This window comes from Paenarthrobacter sp. A20 (assembly GCF_024168825.1).
Classification (GTDB): Bacteria; Actinomycetota; Actinomycetes; order Actinomycetales; family Micrococcaceae; genus Arthrobacter.
Window position 1 is genome coordinate 4,358,836 of record NZ_JALJWH010000001.1, and the last position, 22,425, is coordinate 4,381,260.

General features: G+C 62.8%; 24 protein-coding genes. 13 read left to right on the top strand and 11 right to left on the bottom strand.

Annotated features, from left to right (window positions below; translation table 11 throughout):
* The first annotated feature begins 23 nt into the window (after positions 1 to 23).
* On the top strand, positions 24 to 689 hold the full coding sequence (thiE, locus tag J3D46_RS20190; protein WP_231337927.1) for a thiamine phosphate synthase: 666 nt from the start codon (positions 24 to 26) through the stop codon (positions 687 to 689).
* A gap of 21 nt (positions 690 to 710) precedes the next feature.
* On the opposite strand, the gene J3D46_RS20195 is transcribed toward thiE, so the two are convergent.
* Complete coding sequence (locus J3D46_RS20195) at positions 711 to 1,379, bottom strand: ferritin-like fold-containing protein (RefSeq protein ID WP_231337926.1); 669 nt, start codon at positions 1,377 to 1,379, stop codon at positions 711 to 713.
* Between the two features lie 41 nt (positions 1,380 to 1,420).
* On the opposite strand from J3D46_RS20195, the gene J3D46_RS20200 reads away from it, so the two are divergent.
* From J3D46_RS20200 to J3D46_RS20210, 3 genes are all read left to right on the top strand, one after another.
* Entirely contained in the window at positions 1,421 to 2,917 is a 1,497-nt protein-coding gene (locus tag J3D46_RS20200) for an RNB domain-containing ribonuclease (RefSeq protein WP_231337925.1), read from the top strand.
* Positions 2,918 to 3,195: 278 nt separating this feature from the next.
* A complete protein-coding gene (locus J3D46_RS20205; protein ID WP_231337924.1) occupies positions 3,196 to 4,902 on the top strand; it encodes a DEAD/DEAH box helicase in 1,707 nt (568 codons plus the stop codon).
* Between the two features lie 8 nt (positions 4,903 to 4,910).
* Positions 4,911 to 5,789, top strand: coding sequence for a site-specific DNA-methyltransferase (locus J3D46_RS20210; RefSeq protein WP_231337923.1), 879 nt, complete (start codon positions 4,911 to 4,913; stop codon positions 5,787 to 5,789).
* Positions 5,790 to 5,806: 17 nt separating this feature from the next.
* Here the strand turns inward: J3D46_RS20210 and J3D46_RS20215 are convergent, their stop codons facing one another.
* Together J3D46_RS20215 and J3D46_RS20220 are read right to left on the bottom strand one after the other, a co-directional pair.
* A complete protein-coding gene (locus J3D46_RS20215; RefSeq protein WP_231337922.1) occupies positions 5,807 to 6,415 on the bottom strand; it encodes a MarC family protein in 609 nt (202 codons plus the stop codon).
* Positions 6,416 to 6,428: 13 nt separating this feature from the next.
* Positions 6,429 to 7,274, bottom strand: a complete 846-nt coding sequence (locus J3D46_RS20220; RefSeq protein ID WP_231337921.1) for a PHP domain-containing protein — start codon at positions 7,272 to 7,274, stop codon at positions 6,429 to 6,431.
* 80 nt (positions 7,275 to 7,354) lie between these two features.
* On the opposite strand from J3D46_RS20220, the gene J3D46_RS20225 reads away from it, so the two are divergent.
* Complete coding sequence (locus tag J3D46_RS20225) at positions 7,355 to 8,938, top strand: aminopeptidase P family protein (protein ID WP_253468622.1); 1,584 nt, start codon at positions 7,355 to 7,357, stop codon at positions 8,936 to 8,938.
* A gap of 95 nt (positions 8,939 to 9,033) precedes the next feature.
* On the opposite strand, the gene J3D46_RS20230 is transcribed toward J3D46_RS20225, so the two are convergent.
* Positions 9,034 to 9,861 (bottom strand): general stress protein, encoded by an 828-nt coding sequence (locus J3D46_RS20230; protein WP_231337919.1) that lies wholly within the window; start codon positions 9,859 to 9,861, stop codon positions 9,034 to 9,036.
* Between the two features lie 76 nt (positions 9,862 to 9,937).
* Between J3D46_RS20230 and J3D46_RS20235 the strand changes: the two genes are divergently transcribed.
* From J3D46_RS20235 to J3D46_RS20245, 3 genes are read left to right on the top strand one after another with little or no spacing between them, the layout of a single operon-like run.
* On the top strand, positions 9,938 to 11,221 hold the full coding sequence (locus J3D46_RS20235; RefSeq protein ID WP_011775428.1) for a magnesium transporter MgtE N-terminal domain-containing protein: 1,284 nt from the start codon (positions 9,938 to 9,940) through the stop codon (positions 11,219 to 11,221).
* Positions 11,202 to 11,933, top strand: a complete 732-nt coding sequence (locus J3D46_RS20240) for a DUF1003 domain-containing protein (RefSeq protein ID WP_231337918.1) — start codon at positions 11,202 to 11,204, stop codon at positions 11,931 to 11,933. Before J3D46_RS20235 ends, J3D46_RS20240 begins: the two co-directional genes overlap by 20 nt.
* A 4-nt stretch (positions 11,934 to 11,937) precedes the next feature.
* The gene (locus J3D46_RS20245; RefSeq protein ID WP_253468624.1) at positions 11,938 to 13,065 is read left to right on the top strand and encodes an Mrp/NBP35 family ATP-binding protein; all 1,128 of its coding nucleotides are present in this window, start codon (positions 11,938 to 11,940) and stop codon (positions 13,063 to 13,065) included.
* A 36-nt stretch (positions 13,066 to 13,101) separates the two neighbouring features.
* Here J3D46_RS20245 and J3D46_RS20250 read toward each other — a convergent pair whose 3' ends face one another.
* From J3D46_RS20250 to sigE, 3 genes are read right to left on the bottom strand one after another with little or no spacing between them, the layout of a single operon-like run.
* Positions 13,102 to 13,506 (bottom strand): Sec-independent protein translocase TatB, encoded by a 405-nt coding sequence (locus J3D46_RS20250; RefSeq protein ID WP_253468626.1) that lies wholly within the window; start codon positions 13,504 to 13,506, stop codon positions 13,102 to 13,104.
* Positions 13,507 to 13,537: 31 nt separating this feature from the next.
* Positions 13,538 to 14,452 carry a hypothetical protein gene (locus tag J3D46_RS20255; protein ID WP_253468628.1) on the bottom strand — a complete coding sequence of 305 codons (915 nt, stop codon included), beginning with the start codon at positions 14,450 to 14,452 and terminating at the stop codon, positions 13,538 to 13,540.
* Positions 14,453 to 14,459: 7 nt separating this feature from the next.
* Positions 14,460 to 15,083, bottom strand: coding sequence for an RNA polymerase sigma factor SigE (sigE, locus tag J3D46_RS20260; RefSeq protein WP_231337914.1), 624 nt, complete (start codon positions 15,081 to 15,083; stop codon positions 14,460 to 14,462).
* A 236-nt stretch (positions 15,084 to 15,319) separates the two neighbouring features.
* On the opposite strand from sigE, the gene J3D46_RS20265 reads away from it, so the two are divergent.
* A complete protein-coding gene (locus J3D46_RS20265; protein WP_090818104.1) occupies positions 15,320 to 15,952 on the top strand; it encodes an O-methyltransferase in 633 nt (210 codons plus the stop codon).
* A gap of 81 nt (positions 15,953 to 16,033) precedes the next feature.
* On the opposite strand, the gene J3D46_RS20270 is transcribed toward J3D46_RS20265, so the two are convergent.
* From J3D46_RS20270 to J3D46_RS20285, 4 genes are all read right to left on the bottom strand, one after another.
* Positions 16,034 to 16,201, bottom strand: coding sequence for a DUF3117 domain-containing protein (locus J3D46_RS20270; RefSeq protein WP_064721643.1), 168 nt, complete (start codon positions 16,199 to 16,201; stop codon positions 16,034 to 16,036).
* 227 nt (positions 16,202 to 16,428) lie between these two features.
* Positions 16,429 to 17,646: a hypothetical protein gene (locus J3D46_RS20275; protein WP_253469262.1), complete on the bottom strand. Its 1,218-nt coding sequence runs from the start codon at positions 17,644 to 17,646 to the stop codon at positions 16,429 to 16,431.
* A gap of 74 nt (positions 17,647 to 17,720) precedes the next feature.
* Positions 17,721 to 18,053, bottom strand: a complete 333-nt coding sequence (locus J3D46_RS20280) for a DivIVA domain-containing protein (protein ID WP_231337913.1) — start codon at positions 18,051 to 18,053, stop codon at positions 17,721 to 17,723.
* Between the two features lie 26 nt (positions 18,054 to 18,079).
* A complete protein-coding gene (locus J3D46_RS20285) occupies positions 18,080 to 18,919 on the bottom strand; it encodes a TIGR00730 family Rossman fold protein (protein ID WP_231337912.1) in 840 nt (279 codons plus the stop codon).
* A 163-nt stretch (positions 18,920 to 19,082) separates the two neighbouring features.
* Between J3D46_RS20285 and J3D46_RS20290 the strand changes: the two genes are divergently transcribed.
* The 4 genes from J3D46_RS20290 to J3D46_RS20305 all read left to right on the top strand — a co-directional run bounded on the left by J3D46_RS20290 (position 19,083) and on the right by J3D46_RS20305 (position 22,423).
* Complete coding sequence (locus tag J3D46_RS20290; RefSeq protein ID WP_062072913.1) at positions 19,083 to 19,838, top strand: amino acid ABC transporter ATP-binding protein; 756 nt, start codon at positions 19,083 to 19,085, stop codon at positions 19,836 to 19,838.
* 75 nt (positions 19,839 to 19,913) lie between these two features.
* Positions 19,914 to 20,789, top strand: a complete 876-nt coding sequence (locus J3D46_RS20295; protein WP_231337911.1) for a glutamate ABC transporter substrate-binding protein — start codon at positions 19,914 to 19,916, stop codon at positions 20,787 to 20,789.
* 93 nt (positions 20,790 to 20,882) lie between these two features.
* Entirely contained in the window at positions 20,883 to 21,533 is a 651-nt protein-coding gene (locus J3D46_RS20300) for an amino acid ABC transporter permease (RefSeq protein ID WP_089595689.1), read from the top strand.
* Positions 21,530 to 22,423, top strand: a complete 894-nt coding sequence (locus tag J3D46_RS20305; protein WP_231337910.1) for an amino acid ABC transporter permease — start codon at positions 21,530 to 21,532, stop codon at positions 22,421 to 22,423. The genes J3D46_RS20300 and J3D46_RS20305 overlap by 4 nt, the downstream gene beginning before the upstream one ends.
* Positions 22,424 to 22,425: the final 2 nt, after the last annotated feature.

The following is a 22,425-nucleotide window of genomic DNA, read 5'->3' on the forward strand; positions in this document are numbered from 1 at the left end:
TTAGAGGAACTACTCTGGTTTCCATGACCCAGCCTGATGCCCTCTCCGCCGCCCGCCTGTACTTGTGCACCGATGCCCGCAAACAGCAAGGCGATTTCGAAGACTTTGTGGACGCCGCTTTCGAGGGCGGCGTGGACATCATCCAACTCCGCGACAAGGCGCTGGAAGCGGCCGAAGAATTGGAAATGCTGGCTGTCCTGCGCAGCGTGGCCCAACGTCATGGAAAGCTTTGGGCAGTGAACGACCGCGCCGATGTTGCCGGTATTTCCGGGGCTCCGGTGTTCCATGTCGGCCAAAAGGACCTCCCTTTGACGGCCGCCCGGGCCCTCCTGCCGAACGTCACGGGAATAGGCCTGTCCACGCACACCACTACGCAGATCGATGCCGCAATCGCCGCGTCGTCGAGCCCCACCGGACTGGACTATTTCTGTGTCGGCCCCGTCTGGGCAACACCGACCAAGCCCGGTCGGCAAGCCGTCGGTCTGGACCTGGTCACATTTGCCGCGAAAGCGGTCAAACACGCAGAAGTGGATCTCCCCTGGTTCGCCATCGGCGGCATCGACCACAGCAACGTGGAGCAGGTGGTTGCCGCTGGCGCCAGCCGCATCGTCGTCGTCCGGGCCATCACTGAGGCCACGGATCCGACGGCGGCCGCCAAGTCGCTGTTGCAGGCACTGGACACCGTATAGCGGAAGCAAGCGGCCAGGAGGTTACGCAGTCAGGCCGAGGCCTGTCATCCGTCGTGCGTGCTTCTCGGCGAGGTCGCCGGTCAGCCTCTTGACTGCTGCACGGGCGTCGCCGCCGCTCCTCAGCGTGGGCCCCAGCTGCGGGTGTTCCGTGCCGACGCGTTGGGCCTGCGTCAGTGCTTCGCCCACCAGTCGGCGGCCCCAGAGGGCCAGACGCGAGGCCAAGCGGGGGTCATCGGCCAGTGCCCGCCTGAGCAGGACACGCAGGACCTCCGTTGCCTGATCGGGAGAAGCCACGCGATCAACGAACTGTTGGGTCGTGGCATCAAGGAATACCGCGACGGCCCTGTAAAAGTCCGATGACACGGTATCGATGACGTAGGCCTTCATGACGGATTCGAACCAGTCCCCTGGCTTGGTGCGTTCATGGAAGTGGTCGAAGGAGCGCTGGAACGGCAGCATGGCCTCTTCGGGATCGATGCCCATCTCGGCCAGCCGATCGTTGAGGAGTGCAAAGTTTCCGTAGGCGCCCACGGCGATTTTTGCCAAGACTGAGCGGTCATGAAGCGTGGGGGCGTAGCGGGAATCGACGGAGAGCCGCCCAAACGCTGACAACTCGCCATATGCCATTGCTCCAAGCAGCTCCGCGGCGAGTTGCCCGGTTGAAGCTGCAGCGTCCGGGGAAGTGCCCATGATCCAAGACTATCCGCCGGATTCGGGCTAACCTGATTTTCGTGTCACATCATCGGATTGCACCCAACGTCGACGATTCGTCGGACCAGCTTGCCGCCGCACTGGCTGCCCTGAGGACCGAGCTGGACCTTCCTGGTGCATATCCGGCAGCGGCCGTAGCAGAAGCACGCCAAGCCGTGGAAACCCTGAAGTTACCGGACCGGGACATGCGCGAAATCCCCTTCCTGACCATCGACCCTGCCACGTCGACAGACCTGGACCAGGCGTTGTTCATGGACCGCTCCGGTGACGGATACAAGGTTCTCTACGCCATCGCCGACGTGCCGGCCTTCGTGGTCCCCGGCGGCGCCCTGGATGCCGAGACACGGCAGCGCGGGCAGACGTTCTACGCTCCTGACGGGCGGATCCCCCTGCACCCGGAGGTCATCAGCGAGAACGCCGGAAGCCTGCTGGCCGGCCAGGTCTGCAGTGCGTTCGTCTGGGAATTCGAGCTGGATGCGCAAGCGGATGTGGTGGCAGTGTCGATGGCGCGCGCTGTTGTTCGCAGCACTTCCAAGCTGAGCTACACGGGCGCCCAGCAGCAGATCGACGACGGAACAGCCCCACCCGTCCTGCAACTCCTGAAAGAAGTTGGCCTCAAGCGCGTTGAACTCGAACGGCTGCGCGGGGGCGCAAGCCTCAACATGCCGGAACAGGAAATAGTACAAGCGACCGACGGCGGCGGGTACAGGATCGCTGCCGCCCCGTCCTTGCCTGTGGAGGACTGGAATGCCCAGATCTCCCTCATGACCGGCATGGCCGCCGCCCAACTGATGCTTGACGGGAAGGTTGGCATCCTGCGGACCATGCCCGCGCCGGACGACCGTTCGCTGCTCCATTTCAAACGGCAGACCGTCGCACTGGGAAAGCCTTGGGACGGCAAGACCTCCTACGGCGAATACCTCCGGACGCTGGACGCATCCGATCCCAAGCAACTGGCCATCCTGCACTCGGCCGGCACCTTGTTCCGCGGCGCCGGCTACACTCCCTTTGACGGGGAGGTGCCCGCCAATGTGGTTCAGGCAGCCATTGGAGCTCCCTACGCCCACACCACCGCACCGTTGCGGCGGCTCATTGACCGTTTTGTCCTGGTGATCTGCGAAGCCCTGAGCAATAACCACCCGATACCGGCCTGGGCGCGTGATGCCCTGCCCTCTCTGCCCGACATCATGGCGTCCTCGGATCAGCTGGCCGGACGCCTCGAGCGCGCCGCCTTGGACACTGTGGAAGCGGCGCTGGTGGCCAACCATGTCGGGCAGGAGTTTGACGCCGTGGTCATATCCGGGTCCAAGCCTTCAAACGGCAATGCCAACGGAAAAGGCACGGGCAACGGTAACGGCAATGGAAACGGGAGCGGTCCTTACGGCGTCGTCCAGATTGCCGAACCTGCCGTGACGGCCCGCTGCGACGGCGAGTTGGAGTCCGGGACCAACGTTCGGGTACGGCTGGTGAAGGCTGATATTGCCAGCAGGGAGATCCGGTTCCAACTGCTTCCCTGACGGCCTTCCCGGCGGCGATCCGGGCTTTGCCGGCGCCAGAGGATAGACTAAGCCTGTAGTAATGGATGCCCGGTCGTTGATTCAGTTAATTTTTGAACTCAACAAGCCCGCCCCTACGCGATCTTGAGATGTACCAACTGGTCACCAGTGCCAGTACTTAGATAGCCCGCGATCGGCTTCCACTGGATTTGCTTGCGCGCCCGTTCGTGCTCCGGTACGGCTCCGCCGCCCCCGTTGAGCATGCAGCGCCAATGCCCAAATGAATAAGGAAACTCCCTGTGAGTGAATTGCATACCCATGAAGTCCTGACGGACTCCACCGGAACTGAAACCATCGAGCCCGAGGAAACGATCACCTCGGATGAGACGCCCCACGAGATCGAAGAAAAGTCGTTCGCTGACTACAACGTCCGCGCGGACATTGTTGAGTCCTTGGCCGACGCCGGGATCACCCATCCCTTCCCCATCCAGGCAATGACCCTGCCCGTAGCCCTGAGCGGCCACGACATCATCGGCCAGGCCAAGACCGGTACAGGCAAGACACTGGGCTTCGGCATTCCCGCGCTCCAGCGTGTGGTCGGCCGCGACGACGCCGGCTACGAAAAGCTTGCTGTCCCGGGCGCACCCCAGGCCCTGGTGATCGTCCCCACGCGTGAACTCGCGGTGCAGGTTGCCAACGACCTCCAGACTGCTTCACGCAAGCGCAACGCCCGCATCGCGACCATCTACGGCGGCCGTGCCTACGAGCCCCAGATCGATGCCCTGCAGAAGGGCGTCGAAATCGTTGTCGGTACCCCGGGCCGCCTGATCGACCTCTACAAGCAGAAGCACCTGAGCTTGAAGAACGTCAAGATGGTGATTCTTGATGAGGCGGACGAAATGTTGGACCTTGGCTTCCTCCCGGACGTTGAGACCCTGATCGCCGGCACCCCTGCCGTTCGGCAGACGCTGCTCTTCTCGGCCACGATGCCCGGCCCCGTGATCGCGATGGCACGCCGCTACATGACGCAGCCAACCCACATCCGCGCTGCTGATCCGAACGATGAAGGCCTCACCAAGCGCGATATCCGCCAGCTCATCTACCGTGCCCACAGCATGGACAAGACCGAAGTCGTGGCACGTATCCTGCAGTCACGCGGGCGCGGCCGGACCATCATCTTCACCAAGACCAAGCGCACCGCAGCGAAAGTTGCCGAGGAACTCGTCGACCGCGGATTCGCCGCTGCGGCCATCCACGGCGACCTTGGCCAGGGTGCCCGCGAGCAGGCCCTCCGGGCCTTCCGCAACAACAAGGTGGACGTCCTGGTAGCAACCGACGTTGCCGCCCGCGGCATCGACGTCGACGACGTCACGCACGTCATCAACTACCAGTGCGTTGAAGACGAGAAGATTTACTTGCACCGTGTTGGCCGCACCGGCCGCGCAGGCAACAAGGGCACTGCCGTCACGTTCGTGGACTGGGACGACATGCCCCGCTGGGGCCTGATCAACAAGGCCCTGGGACTCAGCGTTCCCGAGCCTGTTGAGACGTACTCCTCCTCACCGCACCTCTACACCGATCTGGACATCCCCGAGGGCACCAAGGGCAGGCTGCCGCGCAACAAGCGCGTCCTCGCCGGCGTAGACGCCGAGGTACTTGAAGACCTCGGCGAGACCGGCAAGAAGAACGCACGCTCCGGCAGTTCCGGCCGGGACGGCGGACGCGATGGCGGCCGTGGCCGCGACGGGGGACGTGGCCGTTCCGGCAAGTCCGGCGACTCCGACTCCAGCGAATCCAAGGGCGATGGTGGACGCAACCGTACGCGCCGCCGTCGTACGTCAGAAGGCGAAGCAGCCCCAGCGGCCGGCGCCTCAGACGCCCGCACGGCCGCATCGGACAGCGCTGAAAAGCCTGCCAGGACGCGTCGTACCCGCACGCGCCGCCGCAACGGCGAAGTGGTCTCCGGTGAGACTGCAGCTGCCCAGTCCGGCAGCGCCGAGGCCTAAAAACCTCAATGACTGAAACTGTTTGGGCGCCGGACGGCGGCAATTTGGTGGTGCACGCGGACAACGCGGAATTCCTCCCTTCGCTGCCGGACGGCGCCTTCACACTCATTTACGTGGACCCGCCCTTCAATACCGGCCGGGTCCAGCGTCGCCAGGAAACCCGCATGGTCCGCAACGCGGACGGCGACGGCGACCGCGTCGGCTTCAAAGGCCGGTCCTACGACACCATCAAGGGCGCCCTCCACAGCTACGACGACGCCTTCAGCGACTACTGGTCCTTCCTGGAACCCAAGCTCGTAGAGGCCTGGCGGCTGTTGGCTGACGACGGCACCTTGTACCTTCACCTCGATTACCGTGAGGTGCACTATGCCAAGGTGATGCTCGACGCCATCTTTGGCCGGGAATGCTTCCTCAACGAGATCATCTGGGCCTACGACTACGGCGCCCGCGCCAAGAACCGTTGGCCAACCAAGCACGACAACATCCTGGTGTACGTCAAGAACCCCACCAAGTACCATTTCGACAACGCCGAAGTGGACAGGGAACCGTACATGGCACCGGGCCTCGTCACGCCCGCAAAGCGAGAGCTCGGAAAATTGCCCACGGATGTCTGGTGGCACACCATTGTTTCGCCCACCGGCCGCGAAAAGACCGGGTATCCCACCCAGAAGCCCGAAGGGCTGGTCCGCCGGATCGTCTCAGCATCAAGCCGTGAGGGCGACTGGTGCCTGGATTTCTTTGCAGGCTCCGGAACCCTCGGTGCCGTGGCAGCCAAACTGGGCCGCAGCTTTGTGTGCGTAGACCAGAATGAACAGGCCATCGAGGTCATGCGTAAACGACTGGGCACCAAGGCCGTCTTCCACGAGATCCAGCCCACCAGCCTCTAGAACGTTCAAACCGGGCTTCAGGCGACGCCTTTGACGAAGGCCGTCACGGAGTCTGCGATCATCTGCACCGCAATCGCGGAGAGCAGCAGGCCGGCGATCCTGGTAACAAGCTCCACGCCGTTCTCGCCCAGCACGCGCTGCACCACACCCGCGAACCGCATCGCCAGGTACAGCGAGGCCAGCACTGCCGCGATGCCAAGTCCCACGGCCAAATATTCGGACAATTCGGTGGACTGCTGGACAAAGACCATGACCGCCACGATCGCGCCGGGACCGGCCATCAAGGGAGTACCCAGAGGCACGAACGCGACGTTCTTGTACTTGGCGGCATTCTCCTCGCCGCTGGTGGAACCAGTCAGGAGCTGCAATGCGATCAGCACCAGCAGCAGGCCACCGGCACCCTGCAAGGCCGCCAGCGAAATATGCATGTAGTTCAGGATGGACTGACCGAAGATCGCGAACACCACGATCACGCCAGTGGCCACCAAGAGCGCCTGGAACGCAGAGCGGTTTCTGTCTTTCGCGGACATCTGGGCCGTCAATGACATGAAAATGGGCACCGTACCGGGTGGATCCATGATCACGAACAACGTAACGATCACCGATGCGAGCAGCTGCAAATCCATCAGCGGACCCCCTTCACCGAATCACCGTGGATCCTGTTGCCAACTCCTCGATCCGTGCCAGGACCTCCGGCGATGTCATGTTCTCGCCCAAGAGGTTGGGTTTGCCCGCTCCGTGATAGTCGGAGGAGCCCGTCATGAGCAGGCCGTGTTCCGCCGCCAACCCCCGCAGGAACCCGCGTCCATCCTCCGGGTTGTCCCGATGCTCGACTTCAAGTCCCAGCAGTCCGGCGTCGATCATCTCCCTGTACGTCCGCTCCCCCACGATGCGACCCCGCGATGACGCCACCGGGTGGGCGAAGACCGGAACGCCGCCCGCGGCACGGACAAGCTCGACGGCGAACGCCGGGTTGGGAGCGTAGTGCTGCACGAAGTACCGCGAATGTGAGGTGAGGATGGAGGTGAAGGCTTCGGTCCGATCGGCGACGACGCCAGCGGCGACCAAAGCATCGGCAATGTGGGGGCGCCCGACAGTTGCACCCGGGGCGACGTGGTGGATGACGTCGTCCCAGGTCAAGGGATAGTCCTCGGACAACAAGGTGACCATGTGCTCGGCACGGGTGAGCCGGGCATCCTTGGACTTGGTGATCTCCTCCAACAATCCCGGGTGGGCGGGGTCGTGCAGGTAGCTGAGCAAGTGGACGCTGATGCCCTGTTCCGTTCGGCAGGAGATCTCCATGCCCGGGACAAAGGAGATGCCATGTTCCAGGGCAGCTGCAGCCGCTGGCTCCCAGCCATCCGTGGAATCGTGGTCAGTCAGAGCGACCGCGTCCAAGCCTGCCGCCACAGCGGAAATAATCACCCCCGCGGGTGTCTCGGTTCCGTCGGAAACGTTGGAGTGCGCATGCAGGTCTATCCTCACTTTCACAGCCTATTGGATGCAGCCCGGCTTGGAGCGCTGCGCCGTTGGCCTCCTCACGGAACTGGTGGGACGATGTAACGGTGAACGATGCCGAAAACACCCAAAACATGGACTCCTCAAATTCCCAGCCGCTGCAAGAGCGCGTCAACAACCGCTCACAGAGGCCCACGTCCGATGCCTTCAAGGCATTCATGGCCAGCAATTGGGCGCCTGCCGCGCAGGTGACCCCTGCGCGTGACGCCGTCGCGGACCATGCCGCCCGCCGCCGTCGTACCCTCTCCGAACTGTTCAAGGGCGAGCGGCTTGTTGTCCCGGCCGGACCGTTGAAGGTCCGCTCCAACGACTGCGACTACCGCTTCCGCCCCCACTCGGGGTTCGCCCACCTCACAGGTTTGGGCCTGGACCACGAGCCCGACGCCGTCCTGATCCTGGAGCCGGTTGCGGAAGGAAAGGGCGACGACGGCGGTCACCACACCGCGACGCTCTACTTCCGTCCGCTGGCAGGCCGCGATACCGAACAGTTCTACGCGGACTCCCGCGCCGGCGAGTTCTGGATCGGCGCCCGTCCCACCTTGGCCGAATTCGAAGCACGGCTGGGCCTGCCCACCGCGCACATCGCCGAACTCGAGATGGCCATCACCAAGAACGTGGGCGCCCCGGAAATCGGTGGCATTTCCATCCGGCTGGTCCGCAAGGTGGATGAGAACATCGATGCCCTGGTGGACACAGCACGCTATAACACCGCCAAGGACCCCGAGACCTTGGACCTCGGCGAACTCGATGCCCTGGACGAAAAGCTCAGCGAAGCACTTTCTGAACTGCGCCTCCTCAAGGACGAGTGGGAAATTGAGCAGATGAAGATCGCCGTCGCGGCTACCGTTGAGGGCTTCGCCGACGTGGTTCGCGCACTCCCCCGTGCCTTGACCCACAAGCGCGGCGAGCGTGTTGTTGAGGGTGCCTTCTTTGCCCGCGCCCGTGAGGAAGGCAACGAACTCGGCTACGACACCATTGCCGCCTCCGGAAACAACGCCACGGTGCTGCACTGGAACCGCAACTCAGGAACCGTGAATGCCGGCGAACTCCTGCTCCTGGACGCCGGAGTGGAAGCCGATTCCTTGTACACGGCCGATGTCACCCGCACCCTTCCTGCCACCGGCACCTTCACCGACGTCCAGCGCAAGGTGTACGAAGCCGTCCTCGACGCCGCCGACGCCGGCTTCGCGGCGGCCCAGCCTGGCGTGAAGTTCCGCGACATCCACACAGCGGCAACAACGGTCCTGGCCGAACGCCTCTCAGAATGGGGGCTCCTCCCTGTCTCCGTCGAGGAAGCGATCAGCCCCGAAGGCCAACAGCACCGCCGTTGGATGCCGCACGGCACCAGCCACCACCTCGGCTTGGACGTCCACGACTGTGCCCAGGCAAAGCGCGAACTCTACCTTGATGGGATCCTCACCGAGGGCATGGTGTTCACCATTGAACCCGGCCTCTACTTCAAGGATGAGGACCTCGCCATTCCGGAGGAATACCGCGGAATCGGTGTCCGGATCGAAGACGACATCCTGATGACCGCCGACGGTCCCGTCAACCTCAGCGCCGCATTGCCGCGGAAGGCCGACGACGTTGAGTCCTGGATGGCCGGCATCTACCAGGAGGCGCAGGGCTAAGCCTGACCGCACTGCTTTGCAAAAAGGGAAGGCCACCGGAGATCCGGTGGCCTTCCCTTATTCAGAACTTATTCTTGTCCAGCGCTTATCTGCTTCTACTGCTTGGACGAATCTTCGGAGCCGGACTCCCGCCCATCCCCCTGCTGTGCGTTCTGGCCTTCCGTGACGCGCACACCGTACTGCGGTCGGCCGTCGGGCAGGTCCGGGTAACGGACGGCTGCCGGCGCCGGGGTCTGCACAGGCTCCTGGGCGACAGGGGCCGTTGTCCCGGCGGGTGCGTTCTGGCCCTCAGGGACGCCGGCGGTGGGCTCGGGGCCGCGCTGGCCGTAGGGGTCGTTCCACGTGGAAGGACGCTCCGGCGCTTGGCCCGGCTGATGCAGCGGAGGATTCTGGGGGCTGTAGTTTGGCGCCTGGGCCGTGGCTGCCTGCGATGGGTTCATGGGCAACTGCTGGAGCAACCGCCGGGCTTCGTGCGCTGCCTCCACGGCAACGATGACATCGTAATTGGTGGCCACCACCTGGCTGGTGGAGGTGAAGTCACGCTTCCCGCGTTGCGTGGCGTACGTGACGATTCCGAAGAGCATGAAGAACGCCGCGCCCATCAGCACCGAGGTGATGATGGAGAACGGACCACCCGCGGGTGTGAAGAAGGAGAGCATGACACCGACGAAAAGGCCGAACCACATGCCACTCAAAGCGCCTGACAATGCCACCCTCGGGTAGCTCAGGCGGCCGGTCACGCGCTCCACCATTTTGAGGTCGTTGCCCACGATCGACACCAGCTGAACCGGGAACTGCTGGTCCGCGAGGTAGTCCACCGCCTTCTGGGCATCCAAATACGAGGTGTATGAGCCCACAGTGTCGCCTTGGGGGACGCTGCGGGATTCCTCTACGGCTTTGGGAGCACCAAAAATGTTAGACATAGCCCCATTGTGTCTCATGGACATGTGTAACAGCTGGAATTCAGCTAAAAGAGAGCAGACTCGGTAGCCTGTAAACATGAGCACACATCCTTCACGCGTCTTTGTCGCGCGCCTGCTCGGCTTGGACGTCTTCGACCCCTTGGGCGACCGTCTAGGCCGCCTGCGCGACGTCGTGGTGCTCTCCCGCGGGACCCGTGGAGCCCCCCACGTGGTGGGCATCGTGGTGGAGGTGCCGGGCAAGAAGCGCGTCTTCGTTCCCATGACGCGCATTACGTCCATCGACCAGACGCAGATCATCTGCACCGGTTTGGTCAACCTGCGCCGCTTCGAGCAGCGCGGCGCCGAAACGCTGGTGGTGGCCGAGATGTTCGATCGCCGTGTGACGCTGGCCGACGGCAGTGGAGACGCCACGATCGAGGACATCGCCATGGACCAGCACCGGTCCAAGGACTGGTTTGTCAGCAAGCTCTTCGTCCGCCGCGGACATTCTTTGTCGCCGTTTGGCAGGCTCCGCCGCAACGAGACCCTCATCATCGATTGGGCCGATGCCCAGACCGGTGCCCACAACGAGCCCCAGGCCGCAACCCAGTTCGTTGCCACCCACGAGGACCTCAAGCCCGCGGACTTTGCCGAGGCCCTGCAGGAAATGAGCGACAAAAGGCGTTTTGAGGTGGCCAGCGAGCTTCAGGACGAACGCCTCGCCGATGTCCTCCAGGAGCTACCGGAGGATGACCAGGTGGAGATCCTTTCCGCGCTGGACGTTGAACGCGCCGCAGACGTGCTTGAAGAAATGGATCCTGACGACGCCGCCGACCTCCTCGCCGAGCTTCCGTCCGCGCAAGCAGAAGAGCTGCTTCAACTCATGGAGCCCCAGGAAGCCGAGGATGTCCGCCGCCTCCTGGAGTACGACGAAGACACCGCAGGTGGCTTGATGACCCCTGTCCCGGTCATCCTCCCGCCGGAGGCGACCGTAGCTGAGGCACTGGCCCACGTCCGCCGCGAGGAGCTCTCACCCGCGCTGGCCTCATCCATCTTCATTGCCCGCCCGCCTTTGGAGACACCCACCGGCCGTTTCCTTGGTGTGGTGCATATACAGCAGCTTCTGCGTTTCCCGCCACCGGAACCTTTGGGCAACCTCGTGGACAAAAACCTGGAACCGCTTTCGGACCAGGCCCACATCAGCGAAGTTGCCCGGACCTTGGCCACGTACAACCTGAATTCCCTTCCAGTCGTGGACGACGACGGCCGCCTTGTGGGGGCGGTGACTGTTGATGACGTGCTGGATCACCTGTTGCCGGATGACTGGCGCGCCCACGAGGACGATGCCCCTATAAGGAAACTTGGAGGCCGCATTGGCTGATAACAACGCCACCCGATCCACCAAGTCCACAGGACGCTCCGGCAGCAGCCTGGATACGCCCCTGAGCGGCCGGCAGCGGATACTGCCCAAGTTCTCCCCCAACCCGGACGCCTTCGGCAACGCGACGGAGGGTTTCGCCCGTTTCATGGGTACGCCCACGTTCCTTGTCTATATGACGGTGTTCTGCGTGTTCTGGCTTGCGTGGAACTCCTTCGCGCCCACGGACTGGCAGTTCGACCGGATGGAGTTGGGTTTCACCCTTCTGACCCTGATGCTGTCGCTGCAGGCCTCTTACGCCGCTCCCCTCCTGCTGCTGGCCCAGAACCGGCAGGACGACCGGGACCGTGTCTCCCTTCAGCAGGACCGCCAACGCGCCGAACGCAACCTCTCCGACACCGAGTACCTGACCCGGGAGTTGGCTTCCCTCCGCATCGCCCTGCGCGAAGTGGCCACCCGTGACTATGTCCGGACCGAGCTCAGGAGTCTGCTCGAAGACATCATCGATGCCCAGGAGGAACTCCGCGAGAACGAAGGCTCCGCTGATGGCTCGGAGTCGCCGGGCGAGAAGGTCAAGGAGAAGCTCAAGGAGAAGCGCGATAAGTCGCGTGGTCCCCGCACCCAGCAGATTCCGAAGGTCCGCCCGCCCCGTGCCAGCGGCCCGCAGCACTCCACCGCCAAACCAACTCCCGAAGACCCTGAAAGCCGGACCTGACCGTATGAGCACCACATCCGCCGAGGCTCTTCATGCTGCCCTGGCAACCGTTATTGATCCCGAGCTCCGCCGGCCCATCACGGAACTCGGGATGGTGGAATCGGTGTCTGCCGACGATGCAGGCGCCGTGCACGTAGCTGTCCTGCTGACCATTGCCGGGTGCCCGCTGCGCGAGACCATTACGGAGGACGCCACAGCGGCGTTGTCCAATGTCCCCGGCGTGACAGGCGTGGACGTGGAACTGAAGGTCATGACCCCGGCCCAACGCGAAGCCCTCAAAGAGCAACTCCGCGGACCCGGCGGACAGCGCGGCATACCTTTCACCAAGCCTGGTTCGCTGACCAAGGTCTACGCCGTTGCCAGTGGAAAGGGTGGTGTCGGCAAGTCCTCGGTCACCGTCAACCTCGCCTGTGCACTGGCCGCCCAGGGCTTGCGCGTGGGCATTGTGGACGCCGATGTCCATGGCTTCTCAGTGCCGGCCCTGATGGGGATCACCCAAAAGCCCACCCAAGTGGACGACATGATCCTGCCCCCGGTGGCGTACGGCGTGAAAGTCATCTCGATCGGCATGTTCGTTGCAGGCAACCAGCCGGTCGCCTGGCGTGGACCCATGCTCCACCGCGCCCTTGAACAATTCCTGACGGACGTCTATTTCGGCGACCTCGATGCCCTTTTCCTGGACCTGCCTCCGGGCACGGGCGACATCGCCATTTCCGTAGCCCAGTTGTTGCCCAACGCCGAGATCCTGGTAGTGACCACGCCGCAGGCAGCTGCAGCAGACGTCGCTGAACGCGCCGGAACCATCGCCACCCAGACAGGGCAGAAGGTGGCGGGCGTCATCGAGAACATGTCGTTCCTGGAGATGCCCGACGGCGGCCGGATGGAATTGTTCGGAAGTGGTGGAGGTGCCATCCTGGCTGAGCGGTTGAGCGCTGCCGTAGGCAGCGAAGTTCCGCTACTGGGCCAGATTCCGTTGGACATCCGATTGCGTGAGGGTGGCGACGCCGGGAAGCCCGTGGTCCTGGCAGCACCCGACACGGCCGCTGCCAAGGCGATGCTGGAAGTCGCCTCCGCTTTGGCCTCACGGCCCCGCGGATTGTCGGGGCTGTCACTGGGGATCGAACCCCGCTGACCCTTACCGCTCGCGAGGGCGGCAATATCAGTCAGGTCAGGTTGCCTCGGAATCGAAGGGTGCAGCTTCGCCCTCAGCCAGCCGCTCGATGACCCTGGTGGGGGCCTTGGGCTTGGTCTCCGACGCAGCCGCGCCCGCAGCAGCAGTAGCTGCAACAGCAGGCGCACCGGCGCTGACGGGCTTGGTGTCATCATCAAGGAGTGCATCCTTGATGATGCGCCGGGGATCGTACTGGCGGGGATCGTACTTCTTCCAGTCGACTTCATCGATATCGATGCCGACTTCTTCCTTGATCTGCTCACGCGCACCCGAAGCCATCCGCCGGACTTCCTTGACCAGGTTTGCGAGCTTTTGAGTGTATTCGGGCAAACGGCTGGGACCGATGACGAGTACGCCGATAATCAGAAGGAGTATGAACTCCGGGCCGTTGATTCCAAACACGCTACGAAGATTACCTTGTCTGTGGTGTCGCTCATAAACCGGCGGGCCGGAGAAGGGTCTGGAGTCCGCGCAGCAGTCTCGCGTGCCATGCCTCCGACCCTTCGTTGGAAGGCAGAACGGCCATTGACTCCCCGGCCCGGACGATCTCGGGGACGGCGTCATCCGCCGTATCTGCCGGGAGGTCGGACGCATAGCTGATCACGGCCGCGGGCATGGTGTAGACAGCCTTCCACGGGCTACCCTGCGTGACGGAAAGCTGCGCCGAGGTGGATCGTCCGGTGCCGGGCTGACCCGCCGGCAGGTGTTCCTCCACAATGGTGGCGTAGTGCCCATTGCTTTCAAGACGGAGCTCCACAACTGGATGGCCATTGCGCTCGGTTGCCTGGGCGGACACGATGTGGAAGCCCATCGCCGACAGTTCGGGGCATGCCCATCCGTCTTCGCGCAGGCTATCCAACTGTGCATCACTCAAGCTGATGGTGCTGCCGGCGCGGAAAGCGGGTCCCAGTGTGGTTTCTGCCGGGGTTCCCGTCCACGCGCCCGCGAGTGCACCAACCTCGCTGGTTCCCGCAAGCACCTGGGCCTCATTATCGCCTGCTACGACATACGCCGAGACCGCCAGGGCGCCGGCGCTGACCGCCAGGGTGCCCGCGGCGACGCCCGCAATACGTAGGCCACGACGCAGCCCTCCCCTGGATGCCTGGGCTGGGATCAAGTAATCCGGCTCGTTGGCAAGCCGTTCGGTGTGCTGGATGAGCCGGGCAGCGAGATCCTGGCTGGCCTCGGGCACGGAGGCACTCTGAAGACGTTCAAGGTACTGCCGCTCCCGGCGCAGCGCCGTACTGCAGGCAACGCATTCCTGCACGTGTTCCGGGCTTCGCGTATGGCGCAGCGCAGCCAATTTGCGCCGGGACGACCGTCCCGGACGAAGAGGATGTCGGGGCATCGACGTCCTAAAGAATGCTGGCGATGCGCGGCATCTTCAGGCGCGGCTTGCGTGCCTCCGCGGGTCGGGGGTCACGGTGGGCAAGCTTCTCGCGCAGCATGGTCCGGCCGCGGTGAATACGGGACCTGACGGTGCCCAGCTTCACACCCAGCGCCTCTGCAACCTCGTCATAGGAGAGACCTTCAAGATCGCACAGCACGACGGCGGCGCGGAAGTCCGGCGGCAACTCCTCCAACGCGCGCTGGACGTCCAAATCAAGGTTGTTGTGCTCGAAGCTCTGCTCCGGACCTGGTTCGCGGCCGGGCAAGCGGGACTCGGCGTCCTCTGCAAGGGCATCGAAACGGATACGGCTCTTGCGACGGGCCTGGTCCAGGAACAGGTTGGTGGTGATACGGTGCAGCCAACCATCCAGGGTTCCCGGTTTGAAGTTCTCCAGCGACCGGAACACGCGGACAAACACCTCTTGGGTGAGGTCCTCGGCGTCGAACTTGTTGCCGGTCAGGCGATAGGCGAGGCGGTATACCTTGGCGGAGTGGTTCGCAACCACTTCCTCCCAGCTGGGCATGACCCAGTCGCTTACGGCCTCAAGGCTTTCCGATGCTTGGACTGGCGCAGCATGCGATGCCGGCATCGTCCACTCCCCTCAAACTGTGGTTCACCGAGTCTTCGGCGCCGCCCACCTCATGGATGACCGGAGCAATATCATCCCAAGGTTGTCTGGGAATTTCCTGACTGGCGGGCGTTTTTCCCGCAGGGCTGAATACACTCGCGGACACAGCTTCAGGGCGGCTGCCCAACAGCGGGTATACGGGGGCAGACACAGTAGTCTGGTACAAACACCCCTACCCGCGGAAAGCGAAACCCTTCATGAGTGCCGACAAGTCAAGCAGCTGGTCCTATGCAGAAGATCTGCCTGCTGAGGATGACGTCTTGTTGCGCGCCCGGGAGCGGTCCTTCGAGCTGGGAGTCACGCCCATCAGCCCGGGCGTCGGGGCGGTCCTGACGGTCCTGGCTGCCGCTTCCAAGGCCCAGACCGTGGTTGAAGTGGGTTCCGGCGCCGGAGTTTCCGGCGTCTGCCTGCTGCGGGGCCTGAGCCCCCAGGCAGTCCTGACCACCATCGACGTCGATGTCGAACACCTCAAGGCCGCCAGGGAAGCGTTCCTGGAATCCGGCAGCCCAGCCAACCGCACGCGCACCATATCGGGCCGAGCCGCCGACGTTCTGCCACGCCTGACCGATTCCGCCTACGACCTCGTTTTCATCGACGCCGACAAGCCGAACTTTCCCAAGTACGTGGAACAGGCGATCCGCCTGCTCAAGTCCGGCGGAACGCTGGTGATCAACGACGCCCTGGACAAGGACCGTGTAGCCAACCCGGCAGCGCGCGACTCCACCACCGTGGTCCTGCGCCAGATTGGCAAGGCAATCCGCGACGACGAGCGGCTGGCTTCAGCCATGCTGCCCACCGGCGATGGCCTGCTTGTGGCGGTCAAGAAGTAGCGTGTGTCTGGTCCGAGAGGGCCTAGACAAGAGCCTTAAACAAAAGCAGGGCCCGGCTCCCGCCAGGCCCTGCTTCTAAATCTATTCGGTCACACCTACGAGGCATTCCTTGAGGTTTTCCGCTTCGGCGGCATTGAGTTCGACTACAAGTCGTCCTCCGCCTTCGAGTGGCACACGCATGATCAGGCTGCGTCCCTCTTTGGTAACTTCCATAGGGCCGTCGCCAGTACGTGGTTTCATAGCCGCCATTAGGAAAATCCCCTCCATTTGTCCCAAGTCACGCCCAACCCGGCCGGGCTGGATCCGCGTCGCAATTGCAGCCGGCGGCACCGCTTGGGAGGCCGCCTTGGCCGGGCACTTTTAGGTGCTTTGTCCTTGCTCGTAGTCCATTATCCCGTACTTACCCGTCCGTAGCGAATCAGCGGGCTATTTGTCCGGGCTTTGTACATATTGTGTTTCCCGGGCAAAGCTCCACGTCAGGGCGGATAGTCGCCACCGCCGGGTAACGGAGCCCATGCCCAAAGCCATACCACCCACACGATTTGGAGGAGAACGAACAGGACCACCACGGTCCCCCGATAGGCCCTGGACTTGGACAGCAGCGCCGCACCCAAGGCCAGCGGGAAAAGAGGTAGCAACATCCGGAAGGTACTGGTCTGCGGATGCAGGAATACCAGCAGATAACCCATATAGCAGGCGCACCACAGGCGGAGTTCAGCCCCTAGGGCCCGGACGGGCTTGGAGATCATCACCAACACAAAAAGGGCGGTGAAGACAAAGGGCGCCAGCACACCCAGAACTGGCCCGAACAACATCCGGCCAGTATCAAACCACGGCTTAAAGGGGACAAGATCGTGTCCGCGCCATGCCGTTTCTGTACGGGTGTAGGCCGCAGGGTCCCCAGTCACGGCCCAGGCGATGGCTGGCCATGCCAAGGCTCCCAGGCCAGTCGCGAACACCAGGACGGCCAGTGACACCAAGCTGCGCGTCGACGTCGGATCTTTTGTGGTGCCACCTGTTGCAGTCCTGCCTACTGTTTCCAGCGCTGCTGCCGGCGGCCGCAGCCGGCCCCATAACCGCCACAGGAACAGGAGCCCCAGCATGGCGGCAAACGGGACTCCGGTTGGCCTGGACAAACACATCAGGAGCACAACCGGGATGGCGGCAAGGTAGTGGCGCCGGACGACCAGCAGCAAGGAGGCCGCTAGCAGCAGCAGGTTCAAGGACTCGGCATACGGGACTTGCAGGATCGGGGACACCGGAAAGGTGGAAACGAAGACTACGCCCCACATCGCCGTGCGCCTGCCGGCGAACTCCCGGAAGAGCTTGTAAATGACTAGTGCCGCACCCAGGCCGGCCAGCATCGCAATGGCCGTGAGGGCAGGCAATGCACCCATCCCGGTGATCGCGGACACGCCGCGGGCCAGGAAGGGAAACAGCGCATAGAAGGCCCAGGCATTTTCCTTGACCACGCCGTTCGCATCCACGGGCAGTTCCGAGGGATAGCCCTTGTCTGCGGCTTCCTGGTACCAGCGTCCGTCCCAGATGGTAATGAAGTTCCAGTAATCCGGCGCTGGCGGGAACCACGGGTTAGTTCCCTGGTGAATGGCGGCGGCCATGAAGATACAGGCGCTGACCACTCTGGCCGCCACAAAGACCAGGGAAACCTGCAGCCACCACGGCCACGCGCCCATCCGGGCCACCGTGGCCGAGACCGCATGCGAAACCCGGGCCGTAGCGCCTTCGGTCTGGATCGGAGCCGTCCGGCTCACGGTTGTATCCGCTTGGTTTCGCCGTCCTCCAGCCGCGGCTGTGCCAGTGCATTGAGTCTTTCGATCTCACGGTCTTTGGCCAGCAGCTGGTCCCGCAGGTCATCCAGGACCTGGTCTACCTGGTCCATCCGGTACCCTCTCAGCCCCAATGCGAAACGCAGGGAATCGACGTCGGAGGGCTTTGCTTGCGACGGCAGCACCACGGGGGGCAGGTTTGGTACGGGGTCGTCGAGGCCCGCTCCAATCGAGCGCCCCCGGACCATCCCGGCTCCGAGGTACAGCGCAGCGCCGAGAAGGACAATCGCGAGGAACACCAGGAAAAAGCTCACAGGTCCATGGTGCCAGAAAGGAGTGCCTATTCCGGGCGCTGGTTTCCGTTGGGCGTGGGAGGAAGCGGCGCCCCGTGCAAAACGCGGTGCACCGCATCTGCAGGGTCATCAACCAACTGGATCAGGTCAAGGTCCTTTTCGGACACCATGCCCTCCGCAACCAATGTTTCCCTGATCCACTCGATCATCGGACCCCAGAACCGCACGCCCAGGAGGACGATGGGGAACGACGTCACCTTGCGGGTTTGAACCAGCACCATTGCCTCAAAGAGTTCGTCCAGCGTTCCCAGCCCACCAGGAAGGACCACAAAGCCCTGGGCGTACTTGACGAACATCGTCTTGCGGGCGAAGAAGTACCGGAAATTGATGCCCAGATCCACCCACTGGTTGAGGCCCTGTTCGAACGGCAATTCAATGCCGAGACCCACGGAGACTCCATTGCCTTCCACGGCACCTTTGTTTGCCGCTTCCATGGAACCAGGCCCGCCGCCGGTGATCACCGCGACGCCCGCTTCGGCAAGTTTGCGACCAACATCCACGGCCATCTCGTAGTACTCGGTGCCCGGCTTTGTACGTGCGGAACCGAACACGCTGACAGCCGGGCCCAGGTCAGCAAGGGCCCCGAAGCCCTCCACAAATTCGCTCTGAATCCTCAGGACACGCCACGGATCGGTGTGAATGAACTGTCCGGCCCCACTCGTATCCAGCAAATGCTGGTCCGACATGCCCGTATCCGCTTGTTTGCGCCGAAGCTCCAGGGAGCCTTTGTGCTTCGCCGGGGCAATCTCCGAAGGCAGGGGCACATGGGCCGCCTTGACGTGGCCGTTGGCATCGGAGTGGGGTACTGGGTGCTGGCTGATGCTCATTGCCCAAGGCTAGCGCCTATGAGTGCCTGCTCTGTCGCCGCGACCCGCTTCTTGCATTGCAGTCTGGTATATCGCTGTGGGGCAGGTTTCTGTTCAGTCACGATCTTCAGGAAGTTGCCGTGACCGTGGTCATATTTGCTTCTTTGTTCGCTAGATTCGTCGTATGACTACTCAAGCGTCCGGCGATGCCCTCGTCTCCCTGAATGGCGTCAACAAGCACTACGGTCAATTGCACGTCCTCAAGGACATTAACCTTCAGGTCAAGAAGGGTGAAGTGGTGGTGGTCATCGGGCCCTCCGGTTCCGGTAAGTCCACGCTGTGCCGTGCGATCAACCGTTTGGAAACGATCGATGACGGCGATATCGCCATCGACGGGAAGAAGCTTCCCGAAGAAGGCAAGGATCTCGCGCACCTGCGTGCCGACGTCGGAATGGTCTTCCAGTCCTTCAACCTGTTCGCCCACAAGACGATTCTTGAGAACGTCACCCTGGGCCCGATCAAGGTAAAGAAGGTGGCCAAGGGAACCGCTGACAAGGAAGCCATGGCCCTCCTGGAGCGCGTAGGTGTCGGGCACCAGGCTCCCAAGCTTCCCGCCCAGCTCTCCGGTGGCCAGCAGCAGCGTGTGGCTATCGCACGAGCACTGGCCATGAAGCCCAAAGTGATGTTGTTCGACGAGCCCACGTCGGCGTTGGACCCCGAGATGATCAACGAAGTACTGGACGTCATGATCCAGCTGGCCAAGGAGGGCATGACCATGATCGTGGTCACCCACGAGATGGGCTTTGCCCGCAAGGCTGCTGACCGTGTGGTGTTCATGGCTGACGGCCAGATCGTGGAAGACGCAACTCCCGAGGAATTCTTCACCAACCCGAAGAGCACCCGTGCCAAGGACTTCCTGTCCAAGCTTTTGACCCACTAGCTCCTTATCGCCCGCACCCCAGGCCGTAAAGACCTCACCCAGGCCGAACGACGGCCAACCTAAGAAAGGAATGTCATGAAGGCTTTCATTACCCGGAGGAAGTCGCTGCTGGTGGCTGCTTCTGCCGTGCTCGCCCTCTCGCTGAGCGCATGTGGCGGCAGCGGCACCACCTCTACCCCTGTGGCCTCGGCGAGCTTCGAAGCCGGCACCACGATGGAGAAGCTGAACAAAGCCCAGAAGATCACCATCGGCACCAAGTTTGACCAGCCCCTGTTCGGCCAGAAGGGCCTTGACGGCAAGCCTGTCGGTTTCGACGTCGAAATGGGCAAGGCAATCGCCGCCAAGCTGGGCATTCCTGCCGACAAGATCGAATGGGTAGAGACCGTCTCCCAGAACCGTGAATCGTTCATTGAGCAGGGTCGTGTTGATCTGGTCATCGCCACCTACACCATCAACGACGCCCGCAAGGAGAAGGTTGCCTTCGCCGGACCTTACTACGAAGCCGGCCAGGCCCTGCTGGTGAACAAGGACGACAACTCCATCACCAAGCCTGAAGACGTCTCCGGCAAGAAGGTCTGCTCCGTGACGGGCTCCACCCCGGCAAAGACCATCGCAGAGAAGTACGGCGCAGAGGTTGTTCCGGCCGCCACCTACACCGCTTGCCTGGAGCCGCTGCGCAACAAGCAGGTAGTTGCAGTGACCACGGATAACGTGATCCTCGCCGGCTACGTGGACAAGGAACCGGACGCCTTCAAGCTCGCCTCGGACGAGACCTTCACCAAGGAGCCTTACGGCATCGGCCTGAAGAAGGACGACACCGTCTTCCGCAACTGGATCAACGATCAGCTCGAAGCATTCCAGAAGGACGGCGAATACAAGAAGGCTTGGGAAGCCACCGCAGGCAAGGTCATCAAGACCACTCCTGAACTTCCTGCGATCAACCGCTACTAGTCGGGATCCGTTAGCTGCCGCCGCCCCTTCCGGACGGCGGCAGTTGACCACTCCAGGACCCTGTTCCCTGATTAGCTGCAGTCAAAGGAAGCCATGGACGCCGTCATAGCAAGCCTCCCCGAATACTGGGACGGATTTCTCCGAACCCTTTATCTCTCCGTAATTTCAGGAATCATTGCCCTCCTTGTCGGCACACTCCTGGCGGCCATGAGGGTTTCCCCCGTGGCTGCACTCCGCGGTTTCAGCATGTTCTATGTTGAAGTCGCCCGTAACACCCCGTTGACCATCATTTTCTTCTTCGCAGCCATCGTTCTCCCCCGGCTGGGCGTCAAATTCGAGCAATTCGAAGTCGCCGCGATCATCGCGCTGAGCAGCTACACGGCAGCCTTCATCGCCGAAGCAGTCCGTTCCGGTGTCAACAGCGTGCCGGTGGGCCAAGCAGAAGCTGCCCGCAGTATCGGCATGACATTCACCCAGGTCCTGGGCTTCATTGTGCTTCCCCAGGCCGTCCGAACCGTCATACCTCCTTTGATCAATATCCTGATCGCCTTGGTCAAGAACTCTTCGGTAGCCGGCGCGTTCTTCGTCCTCGAGCTGTTCGGCTACGGCCGCCAGCTCTCCAACGACTACGGAGACCAAGTCCTCTGGATCCTGCTCGGGGTGGCCTTCTTCTACCTCCTGATCACGGTGCCCCTGGGTCTTCTGGCGCACTTTGTTGAACGAAAGGTGGCGATTGCCCGATGACTTCGGTCCTGTACGACGTCCCCGGGCCCAAAGCCCGCCTTTACTCGCTCCTGGGATCCGCAGCCGGAATCCTGATCATCCTCGGTGTCCTTGCCATTGCCGTCACAACTCTGGCTCAGCAGGGCATCTTCGACGCAGACCGCTGGGAGATCTTCTACGGCCCCATGGCCCCGGATGTCTGGAGCCTGATCGGCCAAGGCATTCTCTCCACGCTGGCCGCAGCTGCAGTCGCAGCAATCATTGCCTTCCCGTTGGGCATAGCCCTCTGCCTGCTGAGAATCTCCCTGATCGCCTGGATCCGCATTCCAACTCAGGTGGTCCTCGAGTTCCTCCGCGGCATGCCCGTGGTCCTCATGATGTTGTTCGTCCTGCTGGTTTTCGCAACCGGTCAGTTCCAAGCTGTAGTGGTGGGCCTAACGCTCTACAACGCCGCCATCTTCGCCGAAATCCTCCGTGCAGGCATCCAGTCCCTGCCGAAGGGACAACGTGAAGCCGGCCTGGCCATTGGCCTGCGGAGCTTCCAGTCGCGGATGTCCATCGAATTCCCGCAGGCCGTCCGCCGGATGCTGCCGTCGTTGATCGCCCAGCTGGTGGTCCTGCTCAAGGACACTTCCCTCGGGTACATCGTTGGCTACGAGGAACTTCTGCGGAAAATCCAGATCATGGCCGACTTCCTGGGCCCGGACTTCCTGTTCCCGGCCTTCTTCGTCGGTGCTGCGATCTACATCCTGATCAACCTGACCGTTTCACGGATCGCCATCCTGATCGAACGCCGTGGCTCCAAGAAGGCCGCTGGCGGCGTGGCTCCCCCCAGCCTCCGGACAGGGCTCGTGGTGGGCGGTAACGACCCCATCGCCAAGGACTCCGTCGAAGGCCCGAACAAGGCGTAGTC

Excerpts from the sequence above, each read along its gene's own strand:
- J3D46_RS20255 (WP_253468628.1), bottom strand. The coding sequence starts at position 14,452 with ATGCCCCGACATCCTCTTCGTCCGGGACGGTCGTCCCGGCGCAAATTG.
- J3D46_RS20295 (WP_231337911.1), top strand. The coding sequence starts at position 19,914 with ATGAAGGCTTTCATTACCCGGAGGAAGTCGCTGCTGGTGGCTGCTTCT.
- J3D46_RS20265 (WP_090818104.1), top strand. The coding sequence starts at position 15,320 with ATGAGTGCCGACAAGTCAAGCAGCTGGTCCTATGCAGAAGATCTGCCT.
- J3D46_RS20305 (WP_231337910.1), top strand. The coding sequence starts at position 21,530 with ATGACTTCGGTCCTGTACGACGTCCCCGGGCCCAAAGCCCGCCTTTAC.
- J3D46_RS20270 (WP_064721643.1), bottom strand. The coding sequence starts at position 16,201 with ATGGCGGCTATGAAACCACGTACTGGCGACGGCCCTATGGAAGTTACC.
- J3D46_RS20235 (WP_011775428.1), top strand. The coding sequence starts at position 9,938 with ATGAGCACACATCCTTCACGCGTCTTTGTCGCGCGCCTGCTCGGCTTG.
- J3D46_RS20210 (WP_231337923.1), top strand. The coding sequence starts at position 4,911 with ATGACTGAAACTGTTTGGGCGCCGGACGGCGGCAATTTGGTGGTGCAC.
- J3D46_RS20195 (WP_231337926.1), bottom strand. The coding sequence starts at position 1,379 with ATGGGCACTTCCCCGGACGCTGCAGCTTCAACCGGGCAACTCGCCGCG.
- J3D46_RS20215 (WP_231337922.1), bottom strand. The coding sequence starts at position 6,415 with ATGGATTTGCAGCTGCTCGCATCGGTGATCGTTACGTTGTTCGTGATC.
- J3D46_RS20245 (WP_253468624.1), top strand. The coding sequence starts at position 11,938 with ATGAGCACCACATCCGCCGAGGCTCTTCATGCTGCCCTGGCAACCGTT.
- J3D46_RS20285 (WP_231337912.1), bottom strand. The coding sequence starts at position 18,919 with ATGAGCATCAGCCAGCACCCAGTACCCCACTCCGATGCCAACGGCCAC.
- J3D46_RS20275 (WP_253469262.1), bottom strand. The coding sequence starts at position 17,646 with ATGGGCGCGTGGCCGTGGTGGCTGCAGGTTTCCCTGGTCTTTGTGGCG.
- J3D46_RS20230 (WP_231337919.1), bottom strand. The coding sequence starts at position 9,861 with ATGTCTAACATTTTTGGTGCTCCCAAAGCCGTAGAGGAATCCCGCAGC.
- J3D46_RS20290 (WP_062072913.1), top strand. The coding sequence starts at position 19,083 with ATGACTACTCAAGCGTCCGGCGATGCCCTCGTCTCCCTGAATGGCGTC.
- J3D46_RS20300 (WP_089595689.1), top strand. The coding sequence starts at position 20,883 with ATGGACGCCGTCATAGCAAGCCTCCCCGAATACTGGGACGGATTTCTC.
- sigE (WP_231337914.1), bottom strand. The coding sequence starts at position 15,083 with ATGCCGGCATCGCATGCTGCGCCAGTCCAAGCATCGGAAAGCCTTGAG.
- thiE (WP_231337927.1), top strand. The coding sequence starts at position 24 with ATGACCCAGCCTGATGCCCTCTCCGCCGCCCGCCTGTACTTGTGCACC.